Raw genomic sequence first — 23587 nt, forward strand, 5'->3', positions numbered from 1 at the left:
GGTGAGCGGGGGCGGCATAGGTGAGCACTCCGGGCAGCAGGGCAGCGGCAACATGTCGATCATAGCGCCCGCGGCTGCCCATGGCGCTCATTTAACGCGCCGTTACAAAACCATTCCCCCACCACGGGTTGCCAGCCACGCTGAGTACCCCTGTAGGGTGCGCTGTGCGGGCAGCGTCAACCCGGCAGCGCTTGGGGTGCCCGCCAGCCGGTAGCCAACGCCGGCTTTGCCCGGCTACGAACTCGCCGGTTTGATCTTTGCCCGTTGCGCGGTGCCGGGGGTGGCGCCGCCCAGCGCCCTGGCCCGATGGCGCGCCCGGGTGCTGATCAAAGCTACCGTGAGGGCCCCGAGCGCCGTGAGGGCAACGATGGGCAACAAGCCCAAGGCATAACTGCCCGTTGCGCCCTTCACCACACCGAACGCCCATGAGCCCAGGAAGCTGCCCAAGCCCCCGATGGCGTTGATATGGGCCAGGATCACCGCCACCTCGCTGGCATCGAATGTCTCGGTGACGAACGCCCAGAACGGCCCCTTGAACGCATAGGTCGACATCACCGCCAAACTCAGGCCCAACACGGTCAACGACAATGCATCGATGGCGCCCAGGCTGGCCAGGGAAAAGGTGATCACGAGCAGGGGGATCAGTACATAGGGCGCGCGGTGGAGGCTTTTATCCGACATTCGCGCCCACAGGATCATCCCGACCACCGCAACCCCATAGGGCACTGCACTGAGAAAGCCCGCCTGAATATTGCTCAGCCCATGGGATTTGATGATCTGCGGCTGCCACACCGCAAGCCCGATACTGGAGGCCGCCACGCCGGCATACACGAATGCGCAGGCGAGTACCCGCGGGTCCGCCAGTATCGACCAAACCCGGCGGCGCGGCCCGGGCGTTTGCGCCAGGCGTTCGGCTTGCAGGGTCTGCTCCAGCCACTCACGCTCCTCTGCCGCCAGCCACTTGGCCTCCCGGGGGCTGTCGCTGAGCACCCATAGGCAGGCAACCCCCAGCAGCACCGAAGGCAGCGCCTCCATCAGGAACATCCACTGCCAGCCTTCGAGGCCCATCAAGCCGTGCAGTTCCAGCAGCAAGGTCGAGACTGGCGAGCCGAGGAACACCGAAAGCGGTACCCCGGTGGTGAAGATGGCAATAACGCGGCCGCGATAGGACTTCGGGAAGAAGTAGGTGATGTACAAGATGATGCCGGGGTAGAAGCCTGCTTCCGCCAAACCGAGCAGAAAACGCAAAGCCGAGTAAAAAACCGGGCCACTGGCAAACACCATGCACCCCGCCAGAATACCCCAGGTCACCATGATCCGGGCGATCCAGCGGCGTGCCCCGAAGCGCTCCAGGAACATATTGCTGGGCACCTCGAAGATGAAGTACCCGACAAAGAAGATACCGCTGCCGAAGCCGAAGGCTTCGGCGCTCAGGCCGATGGCGTCGTTCATCTGCAAGGCCGCGATGCCGACATTGACGCGGTCCAGGTAAGCGAAGAAGTAGCAGGCGATGATGAAAGGCACGATGCGCCACATGGCTTTGCGCATAGCGCTTTTTTCCAGCGTGGCGACGGGTGAGGTACTGAGCATGTAGCCTCCTCGCGCGGGCCGAAGCGCCGCGCAATTATTGTTGTTATAAGGGCACAGCGTGGTGGGCGTGGCCGCCGGAATCAACCAGCCGAGGTGGTATCCCAAGGCGTCGGCTGGCCTGGGTAGAGCTGGCCGTAGCGTTCGATGGCGGCGGCGTCGAAGCGAAAGGCCAGGCCCGGCGCTTTGGGCAACAGGATCTGGCCTTTTTCCGCGGTCAGTTGCCGGTCGATCAGGCGCCTGAAGTTGACGATATGGTCATCGGGCATCCACTCGACCAGGGTGGCGTTGGGTGTCGAGGCCACCAGATGAACATGCAGGTCATGCCAGGCGTGGGGGGAAACGGAGATCCCGAAGCTGGCCGCGGTGGCCGCGATACGCCGCCATTCGGTGACCCCGCCGCACACGGTGGCATCGGTTTGCAGCAGCGACGCAGCGCCACGGGCCATCAGGTCTTTGAAGCGCCAGCGCCCGGCTTCGATTTCGCCGGTAGCGATGGTGATGCGCGTCGCCTGGGCCAGGCGTGCGTGGTTATCGAGGTCATCTGGCGAGAACGGCTCTTCGATCCAATAAGGGTCGTATTTTTCGAAACGCGAAACATACTGAAGCGCTTGGGGGAGGTCCTTCCAGCCATTATTGATGTCCAGGGTCAGCAGTACATCCGGGCCGATGGCTTCGCGCACCGCCGCCAGGCGCATTTCTTCTTCGCGCGGGCTGAGCAGCCCTGACTTTATCTTCACCGCCGTGAAGCCCTCTTGCACATGGTCGGCCATTTCCTGGGCCAGGTCGGCATCGCTTTTACCTTCCAGGTAATAGCCGCCGCTGGCATAAGCGGGCACGCGATCATCGGCCATCGCGCCGAGGTACTGATAAAGCGGCAGGCCGGCACTGCGGGCGTTCAAGTCCCACACCGCGGTGTCGATGGCCGACAACGCCCGCATCACCCCACCGGTGCGGCCCTGCAGCAGCGCCTCCTGATACATGTTGCGCCACAGCCATTCGACGCGCAGCGACTCGTGGCCGACCACCACCGGCGCCAACAGGCTGGTGACAGCTTCGGCCAGGATTCGCCCGGAGCTGTTCACCGCATAACAGTAGCCAAGGCCTTCTTCGCCATTTTCACCGAGCACTTTGATCAGGCAATACTCCCGTGCCCGAACGGTTCGGGTGGAAAAGGTCACCGGGTTGGCCAATGGGACTCGGGCGACGCAGACCGACACTGATTGGATACGTGGCATAGCGGGTCATCCTGTTTTGTCGTTGTTCGTTAAGCCCAGCCATGGCGGCTGAAGCTGGATGGCGAAGGGCTCGCGGGTACGGCATTTGAATCGAGCGTTGGCTTTAACCTTGTATTAAGCTCAGTCTAGAAGGCACATTACCCCCGTGAAAGCGGCTTTTTAGTCGGCTATGCATGAGTATTTCACATGAACCCCAGGCGTTTGACCCCATCGATGTCGCTGCTGCTGGCGTTCGAATCCTCGGCCAGGCACCAGAGTTTTACCCGGGCGGCAGAGGAATTGTCCCTGAGCCAAAGCGCGGTCAGCCGGCACGTGCAGAATCTCGAAGAGTTGCTGGAAATCACCCTGTTCCAGCGCCAGGGTCGCAAGATCAAGCTGACCGATACCGGCGCTGCCTACCTCAAGGAAGTCAGCATCGGGCTGAGCAAGATCCGCAGCGCCACCTTGCAGGCCATCAGCTACCGGCACGGCGGCGGGTCACTGCACCTGGCCGTGTTGCCGTCCGTGGGCTCCAAATGGTTGCTACCGCGTATTCACCGCTTCTATGAGCAGCATCCGGGCATCCAGGTACACATTCATTCGCGCATCGGCCAGTTCGATTTGGAACTGGCGGGCATCGATGTGGCCATCAGCAACAGCCAAGACGGGCAATGGCCAGGGGCTGTAGCGCATAAATTGATGGGCGAGGAATTGGTCACGGTGATCAGCCCGGCACTGGCCAGCACCCTCAAAGGCCGCCGGCCCGCCGACCTGGCCTCCAAGCTGCTGCTGCAAGTGGCGGCACGCCCCAACGTGTGGGGCGACTGGTTCGTACGCCAACAGTTGCCCTTGAACCGGATGCGTGTAGGCCCGGTGTTCGAGTTGACCCACCACTTGCTGCAAGCGGTGCAAGCCGACATCGGTATTGGCCTGGTCGCACGCTTTTTGGTGGAGAAGGAATTGCAGACGGGGCAACTGCTGGAGGCCTGCGAGGGCGCCAGCAGCCACGGCATCGACTATTTCGTGTTTACCGCCGAGCAGCGCCTGGATTTTCCACCGGCCAAGGCCTTTCGCGAATGGGTACAGCGAGAGGCCGCCCTGGGCGCCGAGCTTCCTGCTGATGCTGTTCGGCCTTGACCCTCAGGGGTGGGCCGCCACCCTCGCGCGCGGGTCGTGGCGGGCCAAGCGCCGCAGCAGGTTGTCGACCTCCCCTTGGGCCCGCCCCGACATCGGGCTGGCGGGCCGGCGCTGGGCTGCGTAGCTGATGATGCCACGGCGCATCATCACGTACTTGCGCACGGCCAGGCCCACGCCGGGTTGCTGCTCGTAACGCAGCAGCGGCAAGTGTGCATCGAACAGGTCATGTGCCGCCTCGACCTGGCCGTCGGCTTTCATCCGCACGATATCGCAGAGCATGTCAGGGAAGCTGTAGCCGGTGTTGGCGCCATCGGCACCGCGCTCCAGTTCATAATCCAGGAACAGCCCATTGTTACCACACAGGATCGAGATAGGCCGCATGGTGGCGTCTCGCTCGTATTGGCGCAGCGTGGAGATTTTTTCCAACCCTGGCCAATCTTCATGCTTGAGCATCACGCAAGACGGCAACTCGTTGACGATGCGCCGGATGACCGCAGGCGCCATCTGCACGGAAAACGTGAGCGGGTAATCCTGAATCACAAAGGGCACGTCGCTGCCAATGGCTTCAATGGCCTGGTGGTAATAGTTGAAAACCTGATCATCCGTTCGCAGGGTGTTGGGCGGCGCGATCATCACCCCCGCAGCCCCAAGCCCCATCACTTCTTGGGTCAGGGCGCGCATCGAGGCAAACCCGGGGGCCGACACACCGACCACCACGGGCAGTTGCCCGGCCCTTTCGATCACCCGCCGGGCCACGTCCAGCGACTCGGAAAATTCAAGCTTGGGCGCCTCGCCCAGTTGGCCGAGTACGGTCAGCCCGGTCGACCCACACTCCAGATAAAACGCAACCATCCGGTCGATCGATTGATAGTCGATTTCGCCATTATCCAAAAAAGGCGTTGGCGCGATGGGAAACACCCCCTTCGCTTCATGAGTCAAAGGCATGGAAGAACTCCTTCAATAGTGTGACCACCGCTTGCGCCCGGCACACCCACGGGCGCCGCTACAGGTTCAGATGCTGCTGATCAAGCCGCCGTCGATGCGCACGGTAGAGCCGGTGATATAGCTTGCGCACTCGCTGGCCAGAAAGGTGACGACCTCGCCATACTCCTTGGGCTGGCCGTAGCGGCCGAGGGCAATGGCGTCGGTGCTCTGTGCCGCGATGTCTTGCACTGAACGCCCTTCGCGGCGGGCTTTGCTTTCGTCCAAAAAGCTGATGCGCGGGGTGGCCACACGGCCGGGCAGCACGATATTGACGGTGATGCCGTCGCGGCCGACCTCCTTGGCCAAAGTTTTCGACCAGCCCACCAACGACAAGCGCAAGGCATTGGAAATCCCCAGGTTGGGGATGGGGGCTACCACCCCGGACGAAGTGCTGGTGATGATCCGCCCCCATTGGTTACCGCGCATGCCGGGCAACACCCGGTCGGTGATCTTGATCACCGACAACACCATGTTCTCAAAATGAGTGCGCCACAGTTCAGCCTCCTGACCGTGGGCTGGGGTAGGTGGTGGGCCTCCGGTGTTATTGACCAGAATATCCACGGCGCCGAAATGGCCCTCGATCTCGCTGACCTTGCCATCGATAGCCTCAAGCCGGGACAAATCCCACTCCAACGCCTGCGCCCGCAGCCCAGCCTCCTGGATCTTGCCGGCGACCTGTTGCGCCGCCTCCAGGTTGATATCGGCCACCACCACGGCGGCGCCTTCGTTGGCCAGGGCCCAGGCAATGGCACTGCCCAAACCGCCCCCGCCACCAAGCACCAGGGCTGTCTTATTATTGATTTGCAGATCCATCGGGGTTATCTCCACTGAGTCATACAGGCTTTTTAGCCGGGCATAGCTGTGACACGGCTTGATTCATGGGAGTAATGGTGGCAGCGGGGGCGAGGGCTATCAAACGGGTTATCAGCGGCCTATGCATGCGTTTTTTGCATGCTGGGCATCGAGGAAGGCGGCAAGGCTATCAGCAGGTCCCGGCAACTGAAGGGCTGGCGTTTAATTCTTCGCCACAAGCCCTCACCTGCAGACATGGGGATCTACCAGGAGCAGGGCGGCAGCCTGATGCCGCCACCAATCGCCCACTACGGCAGGTTCCGCCGGGGTATTTTCGAACATCGGTCGCACAGTGAGCGGTTTCAGTCGTTGGCTGCACCTCTTTGGCAATGCCCCAGGCGGCCGGGCGGCCTTGCCCGACAACGCCCTTCACCAGTCAACGCCTGTGCGAACGGATGCGACACTGCCCTGGGGCTAACTGAATCACCCTTCCACCGGCCGCTTCGGGTCACTGCTCCAGTGCGACCAAGAGCCAGGGTACAGCGCCGCGCTCAGCCCTGCCGTATGGGCCGCCAGCACAAACAGCGAAGCGGCGACGCCGCTGCCGCAGTAGGCTGCCAACGGCCGGGATAGGTCCACATCCGCTTGCTGCAAGCGGCTGCGAAAGGCCGGTGGCTGGACCAGCCGGCCCTGTTCATCCAACAATTGAGCACCCGGCAAACTGACCGCACCGGGGATATGGCCGCCCTTGCCCTCGGCGTTGAAGGCAAAACTCGCCGCAGGGCGTAGGTCCAGCAGCGTGCCCTGAACGGGCGCGTGGGGTACGTCTTCCACCGTCAATTGGGACAGCGCCCCGACGGTGATTTCGAGGGTGCTGGCGGCTTTGGGCTGCACATCATCGGTTGCCAACGGCTGCCCGCTGGCAACCCAGGCTGCCAGGCCGCCATCGAGCACGGACACCTGGGCCAGCCCGGCCCAGCGCAGCACCCACCAGGCCCGCGCGGCCGGTGACAGGTTGCTGTCGTCGTACACCACGACGTGGCTTTCATGGGTGATGCCCAGGCGGCGCAGGGTGGCTTGCAATTGCGCCGGGGTTGGCAGGGGGTTGGCGCCCTGCCCCACGGCGGTGGGGTCGGACAGCTCGGTGGGCAGGTCCAGGTACACCGCACCGGGAATGTGCCCGGTAAGGTAGCGTTGCTTGCCATCGCTTTTGCCGGGTGTAAAGCGAACGTCCAGCACTATCAGGCCAACGTCGTTGCGCCGTTGCGCCAAGGCTTCAACGGTGATCAGGTCTGCCATGGTGGGGGCCTCGTGTAATCGGTGGTCAGGTCAGGCTTTGCATGATTTGCGTGTAATAGGCAAAGAGCGCCGGGTCTTCAGGGTTGCGCGGTTTGGGAATATCCACTTCGATAACTTCGGCGATCTGCGCGGGGCGCCCCTTGAGGATCACCACCTTGTCGGCCAAAAACACCGCCTCTTGCATGTTGTGCGTCACCAGCACGCCGGTGGGTGAGCGCTTGGCCCATAGCGCTTGCAGCAGCAGGCGCAAACGCCGTGCGGTGAGTTCGTCCAGGGCGCTGAACGGCTCATCCAGCAACAGGATGCTGGGGTTGACAACGAACGCCCGGGCGAGCGAAACCCGCTGGCGCTGGCCGCCAGACAGCGTTTGTGGAAACGCCGAGGCGTGTTCGGCCAGCCCCACGGCTTCCAGCAGCTCGTCGACCTGCTGGGTATCGGCGCCGGCAGGCAGCACCAGGGTGATGTTGTCTCTTACACTCAGCCAGTCCAGCAAGCGTGGCTGCTGGAACGCAACGCCGAGGCGGGCGCTACCGGCCGGGTTGGCGGGCCAATGGATGCTGCCCGCGTCTGGCGTATCGAGTTTGGCCAGCAGGTGCAGCAACGTCGATTTGCCGACGCCCGAGGCGCCGACGAACGCGACCAGGCTACCGCTGGCGATGTTATAGCTGAAGTTGTCCAGTACAGCCCTGCCCCGCGCCCCGGCTTTGCTGGGGTACGCTTTGCTGACGTGCTCGAAACGAATACCGGCGCTCATACGCTCGCCCTCCTCTGCCAGCGCGTGAGGCGCCGGTCGAGCACCTGGAACACGGCGTATTCGAGCAGCAACATGCCCAGCCAAAACACCAGCGTCCATGCGATCACGCCTTCCACATTCTGCATGCTGAACTGCGAATTGATCTGGTAGCCCACGCCGTCGGAAAGGCCAAAAATCTCCACCAGCACGATCACCTTCCAGGCCAGGGAGAACGCGACGCGGCCACCGTTGAGCAAAGACGGCACCAACGCCGGCAGCCAGATCTTCATCAGGCGGGTTCGGCGGGGCAGTTGGTAAACGTGGGCCATTTCGATGATGTCTGGGTCTACCCCACGGATGCCCTGCACCACCGACAACACCAGCGCCGGGGTAATGCCCAGGGCGATGGACACCACCGGGGTGGCCAGGCTCACACCGAACCAGATCACACACAGCAGCGCCCAGACCAACCCAGGGACGGTCAGGCCCAGCAGGATAGCCGGCTCGAAAAATACCCGTACCGGGTCGTAACGTGCGCTGCTGATGCCGACCAGCAACGACAAAACAAACGCCAGCACAAAGCCCAGGGCGATACGCCACAAGGTGATGCCGATCTGGGTGAAAGCCTCGCCACTGAGCACAATGCTTTCACAAGCGCCGGCGATTTTGCCCACGCCGGGCACCAATGGGCTGGCGAGGCTGCGGGCCATGACCTCCCAACTGATGATGGCCAACAGGCAAAAGGCAACTGCCGGGGCGACCTTGACCAACCAGCGGCCAATGGCGAGTAGCCCAGCGGCGCCGCGGCCCGGTGAACGGTGCCGAATCAGTGGGCGGGCCAGCTCAGGCATTTCGCACCTTCAGCGGCACGCCGTCGTAAATGGGTTGGTCCGGCTTTTTATCCAGCACACCGACGCTCACGGCGACCTCCAGCTCCTTGTCAATCTGCCGCCATACTGATTCGTCCCAGCGGGTGGCGTAAGCCGATGGCAAGCGCTGCGGCAGCAAGGCAATGGCCGCTGTTTCAGTGTCGCCCAGGCCGAAGGCCTGGTGGATGTCCTTCAGTACCTCGGGGCGGTCATGCAGCAATTGGTTGGCGGCAGCGAACAGGCTGGCCAACCGGCTGGCGACTTCACGGTTGGCCGCCAACCATTTGCGCTGCGCGGCAAGCCCGACCAAAAACGGGTCCTCCTGTGTGCCGGTGGCGTGCTTCCACAAGTCACCCACCCGGGCGATCTCACGGGCGCCGTTGGCGACCATGCGCGTGGCGGTGGGCTCGAGCACGATCACCCCATCGACGTCGCCGCGGTCGAACAGCGCCAGGTTGGCCGTCGGCGGGCCGAAGATGACCTGGAAATCCTTTTTCAAATCCAGGCCGTTAAGCGACGAGGCAATACGGGCCTGCTGGTAGGTTTCCGTGGTTTCAGGCTGGCTGGCCAGGCGCTTGCCCTTGAGGTCCTGGGGGCTCTGGTATGGGCTGTCACCCTTCACCAACCAACGGCCATGGTTGTTCAGCGCAGGGCCGAACAGGGAAATGTCATAGCCTTTGTTGTTCAGGGTGGCCAGCCCGACCGCACCGAACACGCCCACGTCCAATGAACCGGCGGCCAGTTGCACCTGCATCTTGCCGGGGTCGGCAACCACCCATTCCAGCTTGAGGCCTTCGCTGTAGGCTGGGTCGAGATATTTTTCGATCACTGTTTGCCATACATAACCGGCACTGCCCTTGGACGGCAAGGTGATGCGGATGGCCGCCGCCGGGTCGCTGGCCGCTTGCCCTTGGCGGGTTGCACCGAAGGCATAAAGCGAGGCAGCGGCCACCGAGCCTTTGATAAACCAGCGGCGCGTGGCCGAATGGACGGCCTTATTGAAAGAAGTCATGGGGGCTCCCGGCTCAATGCGTTCAGGAAATAACGGCGCGATGCAGCAGGCGCCGGCTGTCGCCAAAATCGTTGACGCCACGGTGCTGGACCGAGCGGTTGTCCCAAATCAGCGCCGCGCCTTCTTCCCATTGCACGCGCGCTTGTATTTCCGGGGACTTGATCAGGTCGAACAGCAAGTTGAGCAGGCTCTGGCTGGCGACGGGCGTCAAGCCAACGATGCGGGTGGTATAAAGCTCGGTGACAAACACTTGTTTGCGCCCGGTTTCCGGGTGGGTGCGAATAACCGGTGTTTCCAGCGGCGGGTAAAGCGCGCGCTGGGCGGCCAATTTCTCCGGATCATGGCCATAGGCGTAGGTCAAAAAGCCCTGGGCATCGTAGTTCTGGATCGCGGTAAGGGTTTCCAGGTATTGGGCGAGCAAGGGGTCGAGCAAATCGTAAGCTGCCGTGGCATTGGCAAAAATCGTGTCCCCGCCCAGGCTGGGGATAATTTCGCCGAACAGTGCGGTAAAGCGGGTCGGCTCCGCGCGATAGGCTTGATCAGTGTGCCAAATATAATTGGCGAGGGTTTTCTTGGTCGCCGAATCGATCGTGTTGACCGTACCGGCCACATTGGATTTAGGCGTATATGGTGTGCCCAGATACTGCGCCGTACCGAACCAGCCCACCAGCTCGACGAAGCCATCGGCGTCTACGGTGCCAGGCTCGAATACCAAAAACCCGCGTTGGCGCAATTGCTCGGCCAAGAAGGTTTTAACACCTTGCGTGTGTTCGCCGGGTTCACCCGCGTTGATACGTAAACCGCGAACCTGGCCACCCAGCGTTGCGCTACAGGCCTCGACAGTAGTGTTGCCGAAGTGCGCTGGCGGAACGCGCCAGGCAGAGACATCCAGCACACGCTGCTGAGAAGCAAGAATGTTGTCGCTCATAGTTGATTCTTAACCCGGGGGTGGGTCTGCATACCTCCTTGGGTAAGGTCGATAAATGCGACAGCTTCACGAAAAGGAATCCGGTGGGCCGGTAACCTGCGCGTGAGCTTATAGCCACGGAAATACCACCGGTAAGACTTTAAATGCATACCCTAATAACGTTTTCATCTGCTGGCGCTGGCGGCTTCGCTGGTTATACTCAGGCGCTTTAAGCCTACGGCAAGCCCTATGCCAGCGCCCTCCCTGGTCGATGCAAAGCATGATGGCAACGACCTTCACAGCCCCTCCTACAAGCCTTTGGCCATGCTGGTGGGGTGTGCGTTTTTCATGGAACAGTTGGACGCAACCATCATTGCCCCGGCGATTCCCGCCATGGCCAAGGCTTTTGCCGTCGAGCCGTTGCAGCTTAACCTGGCGATGACGCTGTACCTGCTGTTGCTGGTGGTCTTTGTACCCATCAGCGGCGCGCTGGCCGACCGTTTCGGCACCCGCCGGGTGTTCAGCGCAGCGGTCACTATTTTCACCCTCAGCTCCCTGGCCTGCGGTTTCGCCCACAGCCTGCCAACCTTACTGTTGGCGCGTTCGCTGCAGGGGATAGGCGCCGCGCTGATGGTGCCGGTTGGGCGCATGGCCATGGTTCGCGCCACCCGGCCCGCCGACCTGGTCGCCGCCATGGCCTGGATGGTAACGCCGGCAATGATCGGCCCCTTGCTGGGCCCGCCCTTGGGTGGCGTGCTCGTCACCTGGTTGAGTTGGCCGTGGATTTTTTGGGCGAATGTGCCGATCGGCATCGTGGGGCTGTATTTAACCCAGCGCCTCGTGCCCCAATTCGCGGTCACTACCCGGCGGCGCATCGACCTGTTGGGCTGGCTCATCCTGTCGCTGGGGGTTGGCTGCCTGGTCATCGGCCTTGACCTGTCGCACGCTAAGAATAACGTGGCCCACCTGGCGCCGGTGTTGCTGATCGTCGCGTTGCTGTGCGTATTCGCATACTGGCTCTACAGCCGCCACCACCCCAACCCGCTGCTGGACTTTTCGCTGGCGCGCATCACCACCTTTCGCGTATCACTGGTGTCGGGCACGTTGGTGAGAGTGGGTTACGGCGCGCTTCCGTTTTTGCTGCCGCTCACCTTGCAGCTCGGCATGGGCATGAGCCCGATGCAAAGCGGCCTGGTCATCGCGGGCAGCGCCCTGGCGTCGATGCTGATGAAAACAGCGACGGTTAAGATCCTCAGGTATTTCGGTTTTCGCAGCGTACTGATCGCCAATGGCCTGCTGTGCGCGGTGGGGTTGGCCGTGTGCGCGCTGCTCGGCCCGGGGTGGAGCGCGTATGCGACCCTGTGTTTGCTATTGATCAGTGGTATTTCCAGGTCTGTCCAGTTCAATGCGTTGGGCTCGATCGCTTACGCAGACACCCGCCGCGAACAAACCGGCGCGGCCACCAGCCTCAATACGACCTTTCAGCAGTTGGCGGCGGCGATAGGCATCGCCCTGTCGGCATGGCTGTTGAATCTATTCGCGGGTTTAAGTGGCGATGCATCCCCTACCCTGCACAGTTACGCGTGGACCTATTTGGCATTGGCGCTGATCGCCTTGCTTGCGGTGCCGGTGTGTTTGCAGCTGAAGGGCGATGCGGGTAAAGCACTTACCGGGGGATAGGTAGCGTGTAAATTGCCTACTGAGAATGCGCTAATAGTAGGTACACGGGGGTACCTTGGGCCAATGCAAATCGCCCGGCCGCGGCCTCGCACAGTGATGGTGAGCCGGTTATCGCTTCAGGTCGCCCATTCGGCGGCGGCTGCGCATGGGAGACCGTCGTGTCTGTCGGGTTCCGTGTATCCCGGTTCGCTAACCGGCGTGTAACTGCCACCCATTGTTTGGCGACAATTAGGGCAGTCCCTTGCCCACACGCGGAGCTTCATGCACCCCTTCAACCACCCCAAACCTCAAGCCGCTCCCCTAACGGGCGCTAAGCCGATAATCCTGCCCCAGCGCTCGGGTCAACCTTCGCGGGTCAGGGTCAATACCACCGCCGCGATCCGCTCTGCACTGGCGTAGGCGATGGTTTCCAGCTCTTCGCCGAACACGTCCGGGTCCACTTCCTCGTAGCGCCAGGCCCAACCCGGCTGTTCGAGCAGAGGCCGCAGCCCTGCGAGAAACGGGTCTTGCCCAGCGACCATGGCGACGCCGGTATACAGCAACAGGCTGCCGCCCGGCGCCAAGCGCTGCATGGCCTCTTCGACGATACGCCGCGACAGGCTACTGCCCAGGTCATCGCCACCATGGCGGTAGGCGCGGCGCTCGGGGTCTTGCATGTAGGGCGGGTTGGCCACGATCAGGTCGAACGCCCCCTCGGTGTGTTGCAATACGTCGCTGTGCCGGCAGCTCACATTCACCGTGCCAGCCAGCCTGGCGTTGGCTTGCGCGTAGTGCAGCGCCCGCGGGTTGATGTCCAACGCCAGCACTTCGGCGTGGGGCTGCGCGCGGGCAATGAGCAAGGCCCCGGCACCGCTGCCGCAGCCGATATCCGCGGCACGCCGCACTGCACCGGCAGCGGCCAAATGCACCTTGATGGCCCGGGCGAAACGGTAGGTGTCGGGGCCGAAGAACACGGCGTCCTGTGCCTGGGTGGGGAAGCTCGAATGCACCAGCAGCAGGCCATCCAGGCTCGACCAACGCACCGTGCTGCGCCAACGTTCGCCCTCGGGCTGCAACGCGCCGGCATGCTGTAGCTGGCGCAACACCTGCGGCCCAGCGACGGCGGCGTCGAACGGCAAGCTCCAGCCAAACAGGTCACGCAGGTCGCGGGCGCCGCCGTGGCGGTTGCGCGCCAGCACCCGTTGATGTGTCAGCGGGGTAACGGTGGTAAAGCGGTAGCCTTGCTGGCGCAGTAGCCGCCCGAGTTCCACCAGGCTGGTATCGCTGCTTCGGCCAACGCTGCCCTCGGGTAGGGCACCGGTTTCTATCGCTGTCATGAAGGCTCCCGTCAAAGCGAGGCGCGGTTGCAATAACGGCGGCGGAAAAGCCGCGTCGCAGCTAGCCCGTCGGGCGTGGCATGGGCGGCTGGCGCAAGCAAGCGCAACAGGTACTCTTCGGCCCGGGCGGCAGGCAGTTTGGCCAAGGTACGTTCCAGTGCCCGTTCCGCCGGCCGCAGCTCATTGGCATCAGCGGCCCGCCCCGGCTTACGAAAACCCCAGCGAAAGGCGTTGGTCCCACGTGCCGGTGCTTGCCAACCGTCCGCGATCCAATCCCACACCAGTTGCTTCTCGTACCCGTCGAACACGCCAAACATCGCCGCGCCGGTGCCGTCGATCAGTTGCCAGAAGCGGCTGCCCTCCGGCGCCTCGCCTCGCTTGATCCAACCCTTGCGCATCAGTACGTCGAGAAACGCTGGCACCTGCCCCGGCTGGCCCAACCACTCATTGACTGTGCGGCCCTCCAGCTTGCAGTAATCCGAGTGCATGCATTGGCCGAACAAGCGTTTGCGCTCGAACATGGCGACCAACTCGGCCTCCAGGTCGAAGCTGCCGATCACTTGGCGCGCCCCGTGCCCGAGTTCGTTCAGTTGGTAGCCACGGGCGACCCGGGCCAGGAAGCGCGTGGGGTCTTGCCCAGGCGCCAGCAAGTTGAGCACCGCCTGGGCGGCTTTGCGCGCATGGCCGCTGGAGGCATTGTCGATGGTGACATGCAGGGTGAAGTAGTAAGGGTCGATGCCCAGCTCGTTAAGCTCGAACGAGGTGATCAACAGGTGCAACGGCAACTGTTCATACCCCAGGTTGTAGCCCACCGCCTCGGGCAAATAGGCCTCGCCGGCCTCACCCAGTGCCAACTGCAGCGCACCCTGCAGGTAATTGCGCTCCGGCAACTCGGCGCGCGGCTGGCAATCGTGCTCTTCGAGTAACTGGCGGTACAGCACCACATGGTTCTGCGCCGGCTCGCCGTCGCCCAACTCCTCCAGATAGGTGCGCAGCAACCCATCGTAGCGCCAGTCATGGGCATGGCGCACCGTGCCATAAAGCCAGGCCCCGTCCACCAGCTTGGTGGGCGCCACTTGCTGCAAAAAATACAGCGCATGGGCTTTGTTGCCAAAGTATTCCCGCCCGCCCCCGGCGTGGCGGCGCGCCAGGTACCGGGCGTATTGTTCGCCTACCTGTGCAGCCTTCTCGCACACCCAGGCTTCAAGGCCATGGGCGTCGGCCGGGAGATCGCAAGGCAAGCCTTGCGCGGCCTGCAAGTGCTCGTCGAGAAAAGCCGCCAAGCATTTGGCCGGCACCGTGTGCGGTGCGTACAACAGTTGTTCGTAAAAAGCGCGTATCGGCGGGGCCGAATCCATGGCGCCGGGGTGAGGCAGGCTGTTACTGATGGCTGGCAGGCCGGGGTTGAGTGCAAGCATCGCGAAACTCCCGTGTTTTCACACGACTTCTGGTTATGTACAACCGAGTCGCGCGCCGCGCGGGAATTCCATTTGGCTGGCCAGTGGTCGCTAGGCGTTGGCCGCCTCCATGCTACCTTTGCGGCCACTTGCGCATCGGCGCTACCGGCACCGCCAAACCTTATACAGGGCCCACGCCGCGGCCAACGCGCGCTGTGCGGGCGCAGCCCTCCGCTGTTGCCGCCCGCCGCCACTGAACACGTACAAGGCCCGGCTTTACAGGCCCGCAGGCCTGTACAAGCCTCGTACAATAACGCCCACGTTAACGACGAACGGCCGCTTATTTGGCTAAGGTTATCGACCAATTCGGAGATAACCCGGGTACCTGCCCCGCTTTGGGGCGTTCGACCCCGGGGTACCCATGAAGTCCGTCGCCAGCGATGCCAACCTGCTTGCCCGTTCTGCCCCGCTGCTGCTCAACCTTGCAGCAGCGCTGGCTGCGTTGGCGCTGGTCAGCACGCTGCAACCCGATGCGCTATGGCAGGTCACGTTGGCCATCTTGCCGCCTTTGGCCCTGGCCGGCGTAGTGTTGGCCTGGCAGAGAGGTCGAGCGCCCATCGCCGTTCCCGGCGCGGAACCCACTGCCGGCGAGCCGGCCCCGGGGCCGCAGCCTTATGCTGAGCAACTGTGCCTGGCGGCGTTCCCAGTGTGGATGCGCCAACTGGACACCTCCCGCGGCCAAACCGAAACCGCCGTGGGTGCGCTGACCCAGCAGTTCGTAGACATCGCTGCACGCCTGGAGCAAACCCTGAAGGCTTCCCGCCAGGCCGCTGGCGACCTGGGTGAGGGCGGCGCGGGGGAAGGTTTGGCCCACAGCCAGGGTGAATTGAGCCAAGTGGTTGACAGCCTGCGGGTAAGCCAACAAAGCCGAGACGAGATGCTCGCCGCCGTGCGCCACCTCACCGATTACACCGGCGAGCTTCGGGCCATGGCCGCCGACGTGGCCGCCATCGCCGCGCAAACCAACCTGCTGGCGCTCAATGCCGCTATCGAAGCGGCCCGCGCCGGTGAAGCCGGGCGAGGCTTTGCGGTGGTGGCTGACGCGGTGCGCTCGTTGTCTAGCCAGTCCAGTGAAACCGGGCAAAAGATGTCGGCCAAGGTCGACATCATCAACAACGCCATCGCGCACCTGGTGGAAGTGGCCGGCAGCACGACCGACCAAAGCAGCGACACCGTGGTGCATGCCGAGCAAACCATCGAAGGGGTGCTCGGTCGGTTCCAGGGGATTACCGCGCAGTTGCAGTCGTCATCGCACCTACTGCATGCCGAAAGCGCTGGCATCAGCCAGGAACTGAACGACGTATTGGTCGCGTTGCAGTTCCAAGACCGCGTTAACCAGATTCTGGCCCAGGTGCAGGAACGGATGGGCCAGTTGCACCAGCAACTGGAGCACTGCCAGGCGGCCAACGAGCCTTTTACCCTCGACGTAAAGGCCTGGCTGGCCGAAACCGAGCGCACCTATGCGATGCAAGAACAGCGCAACAACCACCACGGCCGCGCCAGCACGGCAGCGGCCGACAGTTCGATTACGTTCTTCTAGGAGAAGACATGGCCAAATCCATATTAGTCGTGGATGACTCCGCGAGCATCCGCCAAGTGGTCGGTATCGCCCTGAAAAGCCAGGGTTACGACGTAACGGAAGCGTGCGACGGCAAAGACGCGTTGGCCAAGCTTAGCGGCCAAAAAGTTCACCTGGTGATCAGCGATGTAAACATGCCGAACATGGACGGCATCACCTTTTTGAAAGAGCTCAAAAAGCTACCGGCCTACAAGTTCACGCCGGTGATCATGCTCACCACCGAATCCCAAGAAAGCCGCAAACAAGAAGGCCAGGCCGCTGGCGCCCGGGCCTGGGTGGTCAAGCCATTCCAACCGGCGCAGATGTTGGCCGCGGTGGCCAAGTTGATCGCGCCATGATCAGCGCCTGCCCAGCGGGCGAGCAGTTGAATGTAAAGCTGGGCGCGGAGCTGACCATTTACCAAGTGGGCGAACTGCACACGGCGGCCCAGCCCTGGCTTGCGCAACCTTGCCAGTGGGTGCTGGACCTGAGCCAGGTCACTGAAGTGGACGGCGCCGGCCTGCAGTGGCTGCTTTACCTGCACCAACACCTGCGCAGGGCCGGGCACGGCTTGGTGATCAGCCACGCCAGCCCCGCCGTGAGCGAGCTGCTGCAGTGGTGCCCGAACACCGGACTGGCGCTCGCCGCCTGAATGTTTTCTCCCATGGAACTGCCGCCGTGCCTATGAACCTCGATGCTGCGCTGCAGACATTCATCGCCGAAGCCCGTGAACTGCTCCAGGACATGGAGCAAGCCCTGCTGCGCCTGGAAAGCGAGCCGGCCGACGCACACTGCCTGGCGGCGGTGTTTCGCGCAGCGCACACCATCAAAGGCTCCGCGGGGCTGTTCGGGCTGGAGCCGCTGGTGAGTTTCGCCCATGTGCTGGAAGACCTGCTCGACCGCCTACGTGCCGGGGCGTTGCCGGCCGACCGCGAACGGGTCGCCCTGCTGTTGGCCTGTAACGACCACCTGAGCGCCTTGCTCGAACAGGTGGCGGTGCGCCGTAGTGCGCCCACCGCGGCGCTGTTGGCGGCCGAGCAACCGTTGCGCGAGCGGCTGGCGGCCAGCGGCGGGCAGGCACAACCCAGCGCCGCCGCGGCGCCCACCCATTCGGCCAGCGAGTCGCGCCGTTGGCATGTTTCGGTGCGTTTTGGCCAAGACACCTTCCGCCACGGCATGGACCCGCTGTCGTTTTTGCGCTACCTCGACGGCCTCGGCCAACGCGAAGCGCTGGCGCTTTACGACCAGGCACTGGCCGAAGCCAGCCCATTCGACCCTGAAAGCTGCTACCTGGGGTTTGACCTGAGGCTCCAGGCCGCCTGTGAAGCCACTACCTTGGCCGATGCCTTCGGGTTCGTCGAGGGTGAATGCCAACTGGCGATCTTTGACCTGGGCAGCGACGCGCAGGGTTATGCCGCGTGGCTGGAACAATTGCCCCCGGCCCATGCCCAGTGGCTGTGCGCCGCCATGGGCGAGCCTTGGCCACTGCCGCAAGCGGCGGTGCCGGCGATGGAACCGACGGTGGCCGCGCCGCCCACGGCCACCGAGCAAGCCGCCCCTGCCCGGGCAGACGCCGATGGCCGCCGGGCTTGGGTGCGGGTGCGTGCCGACAAACTCGAAGCGCTGATCAACCTCGCGGGTGAACTGATCACCGCGGGCGCCGGTGCTCGGCTGTTGGCCGAAGCCCAGGGCCATGAGCCGATGACCGAGGCCACGGTGGCGGTCAACGCGCTGGTCGAGCAATTGCTTGAAGGGGCGCTGGCCATGCGCATGGTGCCCATCGGTGAAACGTTCAACCGTTTCCACCGTACCGTGCGTGACGTGAGCCAAGCCCTGGGTAAAGACATAGAACTGGTGGTGAGCGGGGGCGACACCGAACTGGACAAAGCCTTGGTCGAACAACTCGGCGACCCACTGATGCATCTGCTGCGCAACGCGATGGACCACGGCATCGAGGCGCCTGAAGTGCGCTTGGCCGCCGGCAAGCCGGCCCGTGGCCGCCTGCACCTGGCTGCCTGCCATGACGCGGGCAATATCGTGGTCGAGCTGAGCGACGACGGTGCCGGGCTGGACCGTTCGCGCATCTTGGCCAAAGCCCGCGAGCGCGGTTTGCTGGGTGCCGCCGAGCCCAGCGACCGCGAGCTGCTGGCGGTTATTTTCGAACCCGGGTTCTCCACCGCCGCCACGGTGACCAATTTGAGTGGGCGCGGCGTCGGCATGGACGTGGTCAAGCGCAACATCACCAGCCTGCGCGGCAGCGTCGAACTGCTCAGCCCGGCGGGCCAAGGCACCACGGTTCGGATTCGCCTGCCGCTGACCTTGGCGATGATCGATGGCTTGTTGGTGGAGGCCGCCGACAGTGCCTATGTCATCCCCCTGAGCATGGTCCACGAATGCATGGAACTGGCCCCGGCCGAACGCAGCACGCTGCGCAACCGCGGCCATGTCGATTTGCGCGGTGAAGTTTTACCGCTGGTGTTTCTGCGCGATCATTTCGGCCTGCAAGGCGCAGCGCCCCGGCGAGAAAACATCGTAGTGATTCGGGCCCATGGCCTGAAGGCCGGGTTGGTGGTAGACCGCCTGCTGGGCGAATACCAAACCGTAATCAAGCCTCTCGGCCCGCTGTTCAGTGGCGTGCGAGGGGTCAGCGGCTCCAGTGTACTGGGCAGTGGCGTGGTGGCATTGATCCTCGACGTTCCGGCCCTGCTCAAGCACCTGACCGAGTGCGAAAGCACCTCGTTCATACCGTCATCCACGTTTTTCCAAGCCGTATAAGGGCAGGGTTCCTCCCGAGGTGTTCTCATGAAATGGTTCTATAACCTGAATATTTCCGCCAAATTGCTTCTTGCCTTCTTGCTGGTGTTGGCACTGTCGGTGGTGTTGGGCGGGTTCTCGATCATCGAGCTGGCGGCGGTGAATAACGCAGCCGTTAAGATGAACGACGATTCGGTGCCTTCCATTCGCGCGGCGGCGAACATCCGCTACAACCTGTCCCAGTACCGCACCCGCGAGGCAAGGCATATTCTGGCCGACACCCCCGAGGAAATGGACGAGCTGCAGCAAAACGCCACGCAATCCAGGGCCGATGTAGAGGCCAGTATCGACAAATACAAGCCGTTGATTTCCAGCCCCGAGGAACAGGGCCTGTTCGACAGTTTCATCGCCGACTACCGCCAGTACCTGAAAGTCAGCGAAAAAGTGCTGAGCCTGTCGCGCCAAGGTGACAAAGCCACGGCGAAAACCATGTTGGCCGTAGACTCCAAGCCCGTGTTCGAGGGCGCCTCGGCGACGCTGGGGAAATTGGTGGCAGTGAACGACAACTATGCGACGGCAGCCGGCGACGAAGCAGCGGCTACTTTTACCCGTGCGCGGCTGGCCATTGCCCTGGTGCTGGGCGGTTCGGTGCTGCTGGGGTTGTTCCTGGCCTGGTTCGTGTCGCGGACCATCTCGCGCCCGCTGCGCCACGCCATGGACGTGGCCACGCGCCTGGCCGAGGGCGACTTGAACGCGAAGGTCGAGGTCACCAGCCGCGACGAAACCGGCCGGCTGCTGATGGCGATGCAAAATATGGTCGGCCAACTGGGGCGAATCATCGGTGAAGTGCGCCACGCCGCCGACAACTTGGCCAGCGCCTCCGAAGAAGTGAGCGCCACGGCCCAATCGATGAGCCAGGCCACCAGCGAACAAGCCGCCAGCGTAGAGCAGACCAGCGCCTCGGTTGAACAGATGAGCGCCAGCATCAACCAGAACACCGATAACGCCAAGGTCACCGATGGCATGGCCAGCAAGGCCGCACGCGAGGCGGTCGAGGGTGGCGAGTCGGTGCAGGCCACGGTAGAGGCGATGAAAAAGATCGCCCAGCGCATCGGCATCATCGACGACATCGCCTACCAAACCAACCTGCTGGCACTTAACGCGGCCATCGAAGCGGCCCGTGCCGGCGAGCATGGTAAAGGCTTCGCCGTGGTGGCGGCCGAGGTACGCAAGCTGGCCGAGCGCAGCCAGGTGGCGGCGCAAGAAATCGGTGAGCTGTCGTCGGGCAGCGTGCAGTTGGCCGAGCGCGCGGGCGCGTTGCTCGCCGAAATCGTGCCGTCGATTGGCAAAACCAGCGACCTGGTGCAAGAGATCAGCGCAGCCTCCGAAGAGCAATCGGCGGGGGTTTCGCAAATCAACATGGCGATGGTGCAGCTCAACCAGGTGACCCAGCAGAACGCATCGAGCAGCGAAGAGCTGGCCGCCACCGCCGAAGAAATGAGCAGCCAGGCCGAGCAATTGCAGCGCGCCATGAGTTTCTTCAGGGCCGAAGGTGACGGCATGGCAAAAACCGCGCAAAGCCACCCGCACCGCGCACGCGCCCAAGCCCCCGCCACGGCGCCGAGCGCACGGCCAAGCTGGCGCGGCGCACCGGCGCAAGAGCTGTCCGAAACCGAATTCACCCATTTCTAGGAGGCAGGGCTATGAGCACGCAGAGCCTCGCCACTGCGGACGGAGAAGCGCAGTACCTGACTTTTTCCGTCGCCGGTGAAACCTATGCATTGGCCATCGAAGGCATCAAGGAGATCATCGAGCTGGGCCACATGACGGTGGTGCCAATGATGCCCGCCTACGTGCGTGGGGTCATCAACCTGCGCGGTGCGGTGGTCCCGGTGATCGACCTGGCCGCCCGCTTTGGCCAGCCCACCAGCACAGCGGGCCGGCGCAGTTGCATCGTGATCCTAGAAGTGCGCGGCGCTGAGGGCGACACGCTGGTGTTCGGGCTGTTGGTGGACGCGGTCTGCGCCGTGCTGGACATCGCCGCCCACGCCATGGAGCCAGCGCCGGGCTTCGGCTCGCGCATCCGGGTTGATTTCATCGCCGGCATGGCGCGCCTGGATGGCCGTTTCGTGATCGTACTGGACGTTGACCGCGTGCTGTCGCTGCAAGATCTGGCGCAAATGGCCACCCTCGCTGGGGAGGCGGCGTGAGCAACACGGGTATCAGCGATGCCGAATTCGCCCACTTCCAGGGCTGGCTTTATCAGCGCGCAGGTATCCACATGTCGGCCAACAAAAAAGCCTTGGTCGCCGGGCGGCTCGCCTGCCGCCTGCGCCACCATGGCCTGGCTGACCACAGCCAGTATTTCCAGATGATCACCGCCGCCGATGGCTTGGCCGAGGCGCAGGTGGCGCTGGACCTGCTGACCACCAATGAAACCTATTTTTTTCGCGAGCCCAAGCACTTCGAGTGGCTTGGCCAAGTGCTCGGCACGCTGCACCGGCCTGGGCGTACCTTCCGGGTGTGGAGTGCGGCTTGCTCCTCGGGCGAGGAGCCGTACAGCCTGGCCATGTTATTGGCCGACCGCCTGGGTGAACGCCCCTGGGAAGTGCTGGGGTCAGACATCAGCAGCCGGGTGCTGGAGAAAGCCGCCCGCGGCCATTACCCGCTGGAACGCGGCCGCAACCTGGCCCCCCAGCATCTGGCCCGCTATTGCCTCAAGGGCATCGGCAGCCAGGACGGCACGTTCCTGGTGGAGCGCAGCCTGCGCGAGCGGGTGCAGTTCATGCAGGTCAACCTCAACGACCGGCTGCCTCGCCTGGGCGAGTTCGACGTGATCTTTTTGCGCAACGTGCTGATCTATTTCGACCCGCCGACCAAGCGCCGAGTGATCGAACGGCTGGTGCCATTGCTGCGCCCAGGTGGCTATTTCGTGGTAAGCCACTCTGAAAGCCTGAACGGTATGAACGACACGTTGGCGTTGGTTTCGCCTTCGATTTACCGCAAACCATGAGCCCTACACGTATGCCCATTTCGGTGATGATCATCGATGACTCGGCGGTGGTGCGCCAGGTGCTGCAGGCCATCTTGGAACAAGCGCCAGACCTGCAGGTGATCGGCGTGGCCAGCGACCCGTTGTTCGCCCTCGACAAAATGGCCAGGCAGTGGCCCGACGTGATTGTGCTCGACGTCGAAATGCCGCGCATGGACGGCGTCACGTTTTTGCGCAAGCTCATGGCCGAGCGGCCCACGCCGGTGGTGATCTGCTCGACACTGGCCGAAACTGGCAGCGAAACCGCGCTCCTGGCCATGGCCGCCGGTGCGGCCGATATCATTGCCAAGCCTAAGGCCGGGCTGCGTGACTTCCTCCAGCAGTCGGCCGCTGAGCTTATCCAGGCCGTACGCACCGCCGCGCGGGCCAACGTCAACGCATTGCGCCCGCGCACCCGGCCGGCCCCGGCGCCAGCCCCGCCACGGCACAGCGCCGACGCGGTGTTACCCGCCGCCCACAGCCATGCCATGGCCCGCACCACCGAGCGGGTGGTGGCGCTGGGCACCTCCACCGGGGGCACCCAGGCGCTGGAACACATACTCAGCGCCCTGCCCCGGGTATGCCCGCCCATTTTGGTGGTGCAGCACATGCCCGAAAAATTCACCGCCGCCTTCGCTGAACGGCTGAACCAGGTGTGCGCGGTAGAGGTAAAGGAAGCACGAGATAACGACCGGGTACTCGCCGGCCGTGTGCTGATCGCCCCGGGCGGCCGGCACATGCTGCTTAAACGAAGCGGCGCGCAATATCACGTGCAGGTCACCGACGGCCCCCATGTGAACCGCCATAAGCCATCGGTGGATGTGCTGTTTCGCTCCGTCGCCCGCTATGGCGGCCGCAACGCCACCGGGATATTGATGACCGGCATGGGCGACGACGGCGCCCGGGGCCTTAAGGAAATGCTTGATGCCGGCGCCGACACCTACGCCCAGGACGAGGCGAGCTGCGTGGTGTTCGGCATGCCCAAAGAAGCGATCCGCCTGGGGGCGGCACGCCATGTGGTCAGCCTTGAACGCATTGCGCAGGTGATTTTGCAGAACCAAACGGCAGTAACCGCGCGCTAATGTGGGAGCCAACGGCGGGCGACATGAAGCGGATCCCGATATGCCGGCCCAGCTTATTTATCAATCGCAGCGGCCGTTATGCCACTACCTGAACCTATACGCCCTATACGCGCTAAGGAATGCTTTCTATGAGCCTGCGAAGCCTACGCAACGATGTTAACGAACATAGCGC

The 23587-nt window shown here is 63.4% G+C and carries 21 protein-coding genes; 10 read left to right on the forward strand and 11 right to left on the reverse strand.

Annotated features, from left to right (window positions below):
- Nucleotides 1-234: 234 nt before the first annotated feature.
- Complete coding sequence (locus tag HAQ05_RS05730; protein WP_190418330.1) at nt 235-1590, reverse strand: MFS transporter; 1356 nt, start codon at nt 1588-1590, stop codon at nt 235-237.
- 80 nt (nt 1591-1670) lie between these two features.
- The gene (locus HAQ05_RS05735; RefSeq protein WP_190418332.1) at nt 1671-2825 is read right to left on the reverse strand and encodes a mandelate racemase/muconate lactonizing enzyme family protein; all 1155 of its coding nucleotides are present in this window, start codon (nt 2823-2825) and stop codon (nt 1671-1673) included.
- Between the two features lie 186 nt (nt 2826-3011).
- On the opposite strand from HAQ05_RS05735, the gene HAQ05_RS05740 reads away from it, so the two are divergent.
- Nucleotides 3012-3941, forward strand: a complete 930-nt coding sequence (locus HAQ05_RS05740) for a LysR substrate-binding domain-containing protein (protein WP_190418334.1) — start codon at nt 3012-3014, stop codon at nt 3939-3941.
- A gap of 3 nt (nt 3942-3944) precedes the next feature.
- Here the strand turns inward: HAQ05_RS05740 and HAQ05_RS05745 are convergent, their stop codons facing one another.
- From HAQ05_RS05745 to HAQ05_RS05775, 7 genes are all read right to left on the reverse strand, one after another.
- Complete coding sequence (locus HAQ05_RS05745; protein ID WP_190418335.1) at nt 3945-4886, reverse strand: dihydrodipicolinate synthase family protein; 942 nt, start codon at nt 4884-4886, stop codon at nt 3945-3947.
- 66 nt (nt 4887-4952) lie between these two features.
- A complete protein-coding gene (locus HAQ05_RS05750) occupies nt 4953-5738 on the reverse strand; it encodes an SDR family oxidoreductase (protein WP_190418337.1) in 786 nt (261 codons plus the stop codon).
- Nucleotides 5739-6200: 462 nt separating this feature from the next.
- Nucleotides 6201-7016, reverse strand: coding sequence for a sulfurtransferase (locus tag HAQ05_RS05755; RefSeq protein WP_190418339.1), 816 nt, complete (start codon nt 7014-7016; stop codon nt 6201-6203).
- A 25-nt stretch (nt 7017-7041) separates the two neighbouring features.
- On the reverse strand, nt 7042-7770 hold the full coding sequence (locus HAQ05_RS05760) for an ABC transporter ATP-binding protein (protein ID WP_190418341.1): 729 nt from the start codon (nt 7768-7770) through the stop codon (nt 7042-7044).
- Nucleotides 7767-8600 (reverse strand): ABC transporter permease, encoded by an 834-nt coding sequence (locus HAQ05_RS05765; RefSeq protein ID WP_190418343.1) that lies wholly within the window; start codon nt 8598-8600, stop codon nt 7767-7769. The genes HAQ05_RS05760 and HAQ05_RS05765 overlap by 4 nt, the downstream gene beginning before the upstream one ends.
- A complete protein-coding gene (locus HAQ05_RS05770) occupies nt 8593-9630 on the reverse strand; it encodes an ABC transporter substrate-binding protein (RefSeq protein ID WP_190418345.1) in 1038 nt (345 codons plus the stop codon). Before HAQ05_RS05770 ends, HAQ05_RS05765 begins: the two co-directional genes overlap by 8 nt.
- A 22-nt stretch (nt 9631-9652) precedes the next feature.
- The gene (locus HAQ05_RS05775; RefSeq protein ID WP_190418347.1) at nt 9653-10558 is read right to left on the reverse strand and encodes a TauD/TfdA dioxygenase family protein; all 906 of its coding nucleotides are present in this window, start codon (nt 10556-10558) and stop codon (nt 9653-9655) included.
- A 228-nt stretch (nt 10559-10786) separates the two neighbouring features.
- On the opposite strand from HAQ05_RS05775, the gene HAQ05_RS05780 reads away from it, so the two are divergent.
- Nucleotides 10787-12217 carry an MFS transporter gene (locus tag HAQ05_RS05780; protein ID WP_190418349.1) on the forward strand — a complete coding sequence of 477 codons (1431 nt, stop codon included), beginning with the start codon at nt 10787-10789 and terminating at the stop codon, nt 12215-12217.
- Nucleotides 12218-12558: 341 nt separating this feature from the next.
- Here HAQ05_RS05780 and HAQ05_RS05785 read toward each other — a convergent pair whose 3' ends face one another.
- Together HAQ05_RS05785 and HAQ05_RS05790 are read right to left on the reverse strand one after the other, a co-directional pair.
- Nucleotides 12559-13533 carry a methyltransferase gene (locus HAQ05_RS05785; protein WP_190418351.1) on the reverse strand — a complete coding sequence of 325 codons (975 nt, stop codon included), beginning with the start codon at nt 13531-13533 and terminating at the stop codon, nt 12559-12561.
- Between the two features lie 11 nt (nt 13534-13544).
- On the reverse strand, nt 13545-14951 hold the full coding sequence (locus HAQ05_RS05790) for an iron-containing redox enzyme family protein (protein WP_238936474.1): 1407 nt from the start codon (nt 14949-14951) through the stop codon (nt 13545-13547).
- A 916-nt stretch (nt 14952-15867) separates the two neighbouring features.
- Between HAQ05_RS05790 and HAQ05_RS29380 the strand changes: the two genes are divergently transcribed.
- Genes HAQ05_RS29380 through HAQ05_RS05830 form a run of 8 tightly spaced genes read left to right on the forward strand, consistent with a single transcriptional unit; the run spans nt 15868 to nt 23415 of the window.
- Nucleotides 15868-16530 carry a methyl-accepting chemotaxis protein gene (locus HAQ05_RS29380; protein ID WP_420825749.1) on the forward strand — a complete coding sequence of 221 codons (663 nt, stop codon included), beginning with the start codon at nt 15868-15870 and terminating at the stop codon, nt 16528-16530.
- 8 nt (nt 16531-16538) lie between these two features.
- The gene (locus tag HAQ05_RS05800) at nt 16539-16907 is read left to right on the forward strand and encodes a response regulator (protein ID WP_190418355.1); all 369 of its coding nucleotides are present in this window, start codon (nt 16539-16541) and stop codon (nt 16905-16907) included.
- Nucleotides 16904-17200 (forward strand): STAS domain-containing protein, encoded by a 297-nt coding sequence (locus HAQ05_RS05805; RefSeq protein ID WP_190418357.1) that lies wholly within the window; start codon nt 16904-16906, stop codon nt 17198-17200. The genes HAQ05_RS05800 and HAQ05_RS05805 overlap by 4 nt, the downstream gene beginning before the upstream one ends.
- Nucleotides 17201-17226: 26 nt before the next feature.
- Nucleotides 17227-19323 (forward strand): chemotaxis protein CheA, encoded by a 2097-nt coding sequence (locus HAQ05_RS05810; RefSeq protein WP_190418359.1) that lies wholly within the window; start codon nt 17227-17229, stop codon nt 19321-19323.
- 27 nt (nt 19324-19350) lie between these two features.
- The gene (locus tag HAQ05_RS05815) at nt 19351-20994 is read left to right on the forward strand and encodes a methyl-accepting chemotaxis protein (RefSeq protein ID WP_190418361.1); all 1644 of its coding nucleotides are present in this window, start codon (nt 19351-19353) and stop codon (nt 20992-20994) included.
- A gap of 11 nt (nt 20995-21005) precedes the next feature.
- Nucleotides 21006-21512: a chemotaxis protein CheW gene (locus tag HAQ05_RS05820; RefSeq protein WP_190418363.1), complete on the forward strand. Its 507-nt coding sequence runs from the start codon at nt 21006-21008 to the stop codon at nt 21510-21512.
- A complete protein-coding gene (locus tag HAQ05_RS05825) occupies nt 21509-22315 on the forward strand; it encodes a CheR family methyltransferase (RefSeq protein WP_190418365.1) in 807 nt (268 codons plus the stop codon). The genes HAQ05_RS05820 and HAQ05_RS05825 overlap by 4 nt, the downstream gene beginning before the upstream one ends.
- Nucleotides 22312-23415, forward strand: a complete 1104-nt coding sequence (locus HAQ05_RS05830) for a protein-glutamate methylesterase/protein-glutamine glutaminase (RefSeq protein WP_420825746.1) — start codon at nt 22312-22314, stop codon at nt 23413-23415. Before HAQ05_RS05825 ends, HAQ05_RS05830 begins: the two co-directional genes overlap by 4 nt.
- Nucleotides 23416-23587 lie beyond the last annotated feature (172 nt).

Origin of the sequence: Pseudomonas typographi, assembly GCF_014694385.1 — a bacterium.
Lineage (GTDB): Bacteria > Pseudomonadota > Gammaproteobacteria > Pseudomonadales > Pseudomonadaceae > Aquipseudomonas > Aquipseudomonas typographi.

Bases quoted from the DNA above. Each gene is read 5' to 3' on its own strand.
- HAQ05_RS05760 (WP_190418341.1), bottom strand. From the start codon at position 7,770: ATGAGCGCCGGTATTCGTTTCGAGCACGTCAGCAAAGCGTACCCCAGC.
- HAQ05_RS05740 (WP_190418334.1), top strand. From the start codon at position 3,012: ATGAACCCCAGGCGTTTGACCCCATCGATGTCGCTGCTGCTGGCGTTC.
- HAQ05_RS05750 (WP_190418337.1), bottom strand. From the start codon at position 5,738: ATGGATCTGCAAATCAATAATAAGACAGCCCTGGTGCTTGGTGGCGGG.
- HAQ05_RS05790 (WP_238936474.1), bottom strand. From the start codon at position 14,951: ATGCTTGCACTCAACCCCGGCCTGCCAGCCATCAGTAACAGCCTGCCT.
- HAQ05_RS05780 (WP_190418349.1), top strand. From the start codon at position 10,787: ATGCCAGCGCCCTCCCTGGTCGATGCAAAGCATGATGGCAACGACCTT.
- HAQ05_RS05785 (WP_190418351.1), bottom strand. From the start codon at position 13,533: ATGACAGCGATAGAAACCGGTGCCCTACCCGAGGGCAGCGTTGGCCGA.
- HAQ05_RS05765 (WP_190418343.1), bottom strand. From the start codon at position 8,600: ATGCCTGAGCTGGCCCGCCCACTGATTCGGCACCGTTCACCGGGCCGC.
- HAQ05_RS05730 (WP_190418330.1), bottom strand. From the start codon at position 1,590: ATGCTCAGTACCTCACCCGTCGCCACGCTGGAAAAAAGCGCTATGCGC.
- HAQ05_RS05820 (WP_190418363.1), top strand. From the start codon at position 21,006: ATGAGCACGCAGAGCCTCGCCACTGCGGACGGAGAAGCGCAGTACCTG.
- HAQ05_RS05755 (WP_190418339.1), bottom strand. From the start codon at position 7,016: ATGGCAGACCTGATCACCGTTGAAGCCTTGGCGCAACGGCGCAACGAC.
- HAQ05_RS05745 (WP_190418335.1), bottom strand. From the start codon at position 4,886: ATGCCTTTGACTCATGAAGCGAAGGGGGTGTTTCCCATCGCGCCAACG.
- HAQ05_RS05830 (WP_420825746.1), top strand. From the start codon at position 22,312: ATGAGCCCTACACGTATGCCCATTTCGGTGATGATCATCGATGACTCG.
- HAQ05_RS05805 (WP_190418357.1), top strand. From the start codon at position 16,904: ATGATCAGCGCCTGCCCAGCGGGCGAGCAGTTGAATGTAAAGCTGGGC.
- HAQ05_RS05735 (WP_190418332.1), bottom strand. From the start codon at position 2,825: ATGCCACGTATCCAATCAGTGTCGGTCTGCGTCGCCCGAGTCCCATTG.
- HAQ05_RS05775 (WP_190418347.1), bottom strand. From the start codon at position 10,558: ATGAGCGACAACATTCTTGCTTCTCAGCAGCGTGTGCTGGATGTCTCT.
- HAQ05_RS05800 (WP_190418355.1), top strand. From the start codon at position 16,539: ATGGCCAAATCCATATTAGTCGTGGATGACTCCGCGAGCATCCGCCAA.
- HAQ05_RS29380 (WP_420825749.1), top strand. From the start codon at position 15,868: ATGCTCGCCGCCGTGCGCCACCTCACCGATTACACCGGCGAGCTTCGG.
- HAQ05_RS05770 (WP_190418345.1), bottom strand. From the start codon at position 9,630: ATGACTTCTTTCAATAAGGCCGTCCATTCGGCCACGCGCCGCTGGTTT.
- HAQ05_RS05815 (WP_190418361.1), top strand. From the start codon at position 19,351: ATGAAATGGTTCTATAACCTGAATATTTCCGCCAAATTGCTTCTTGCC.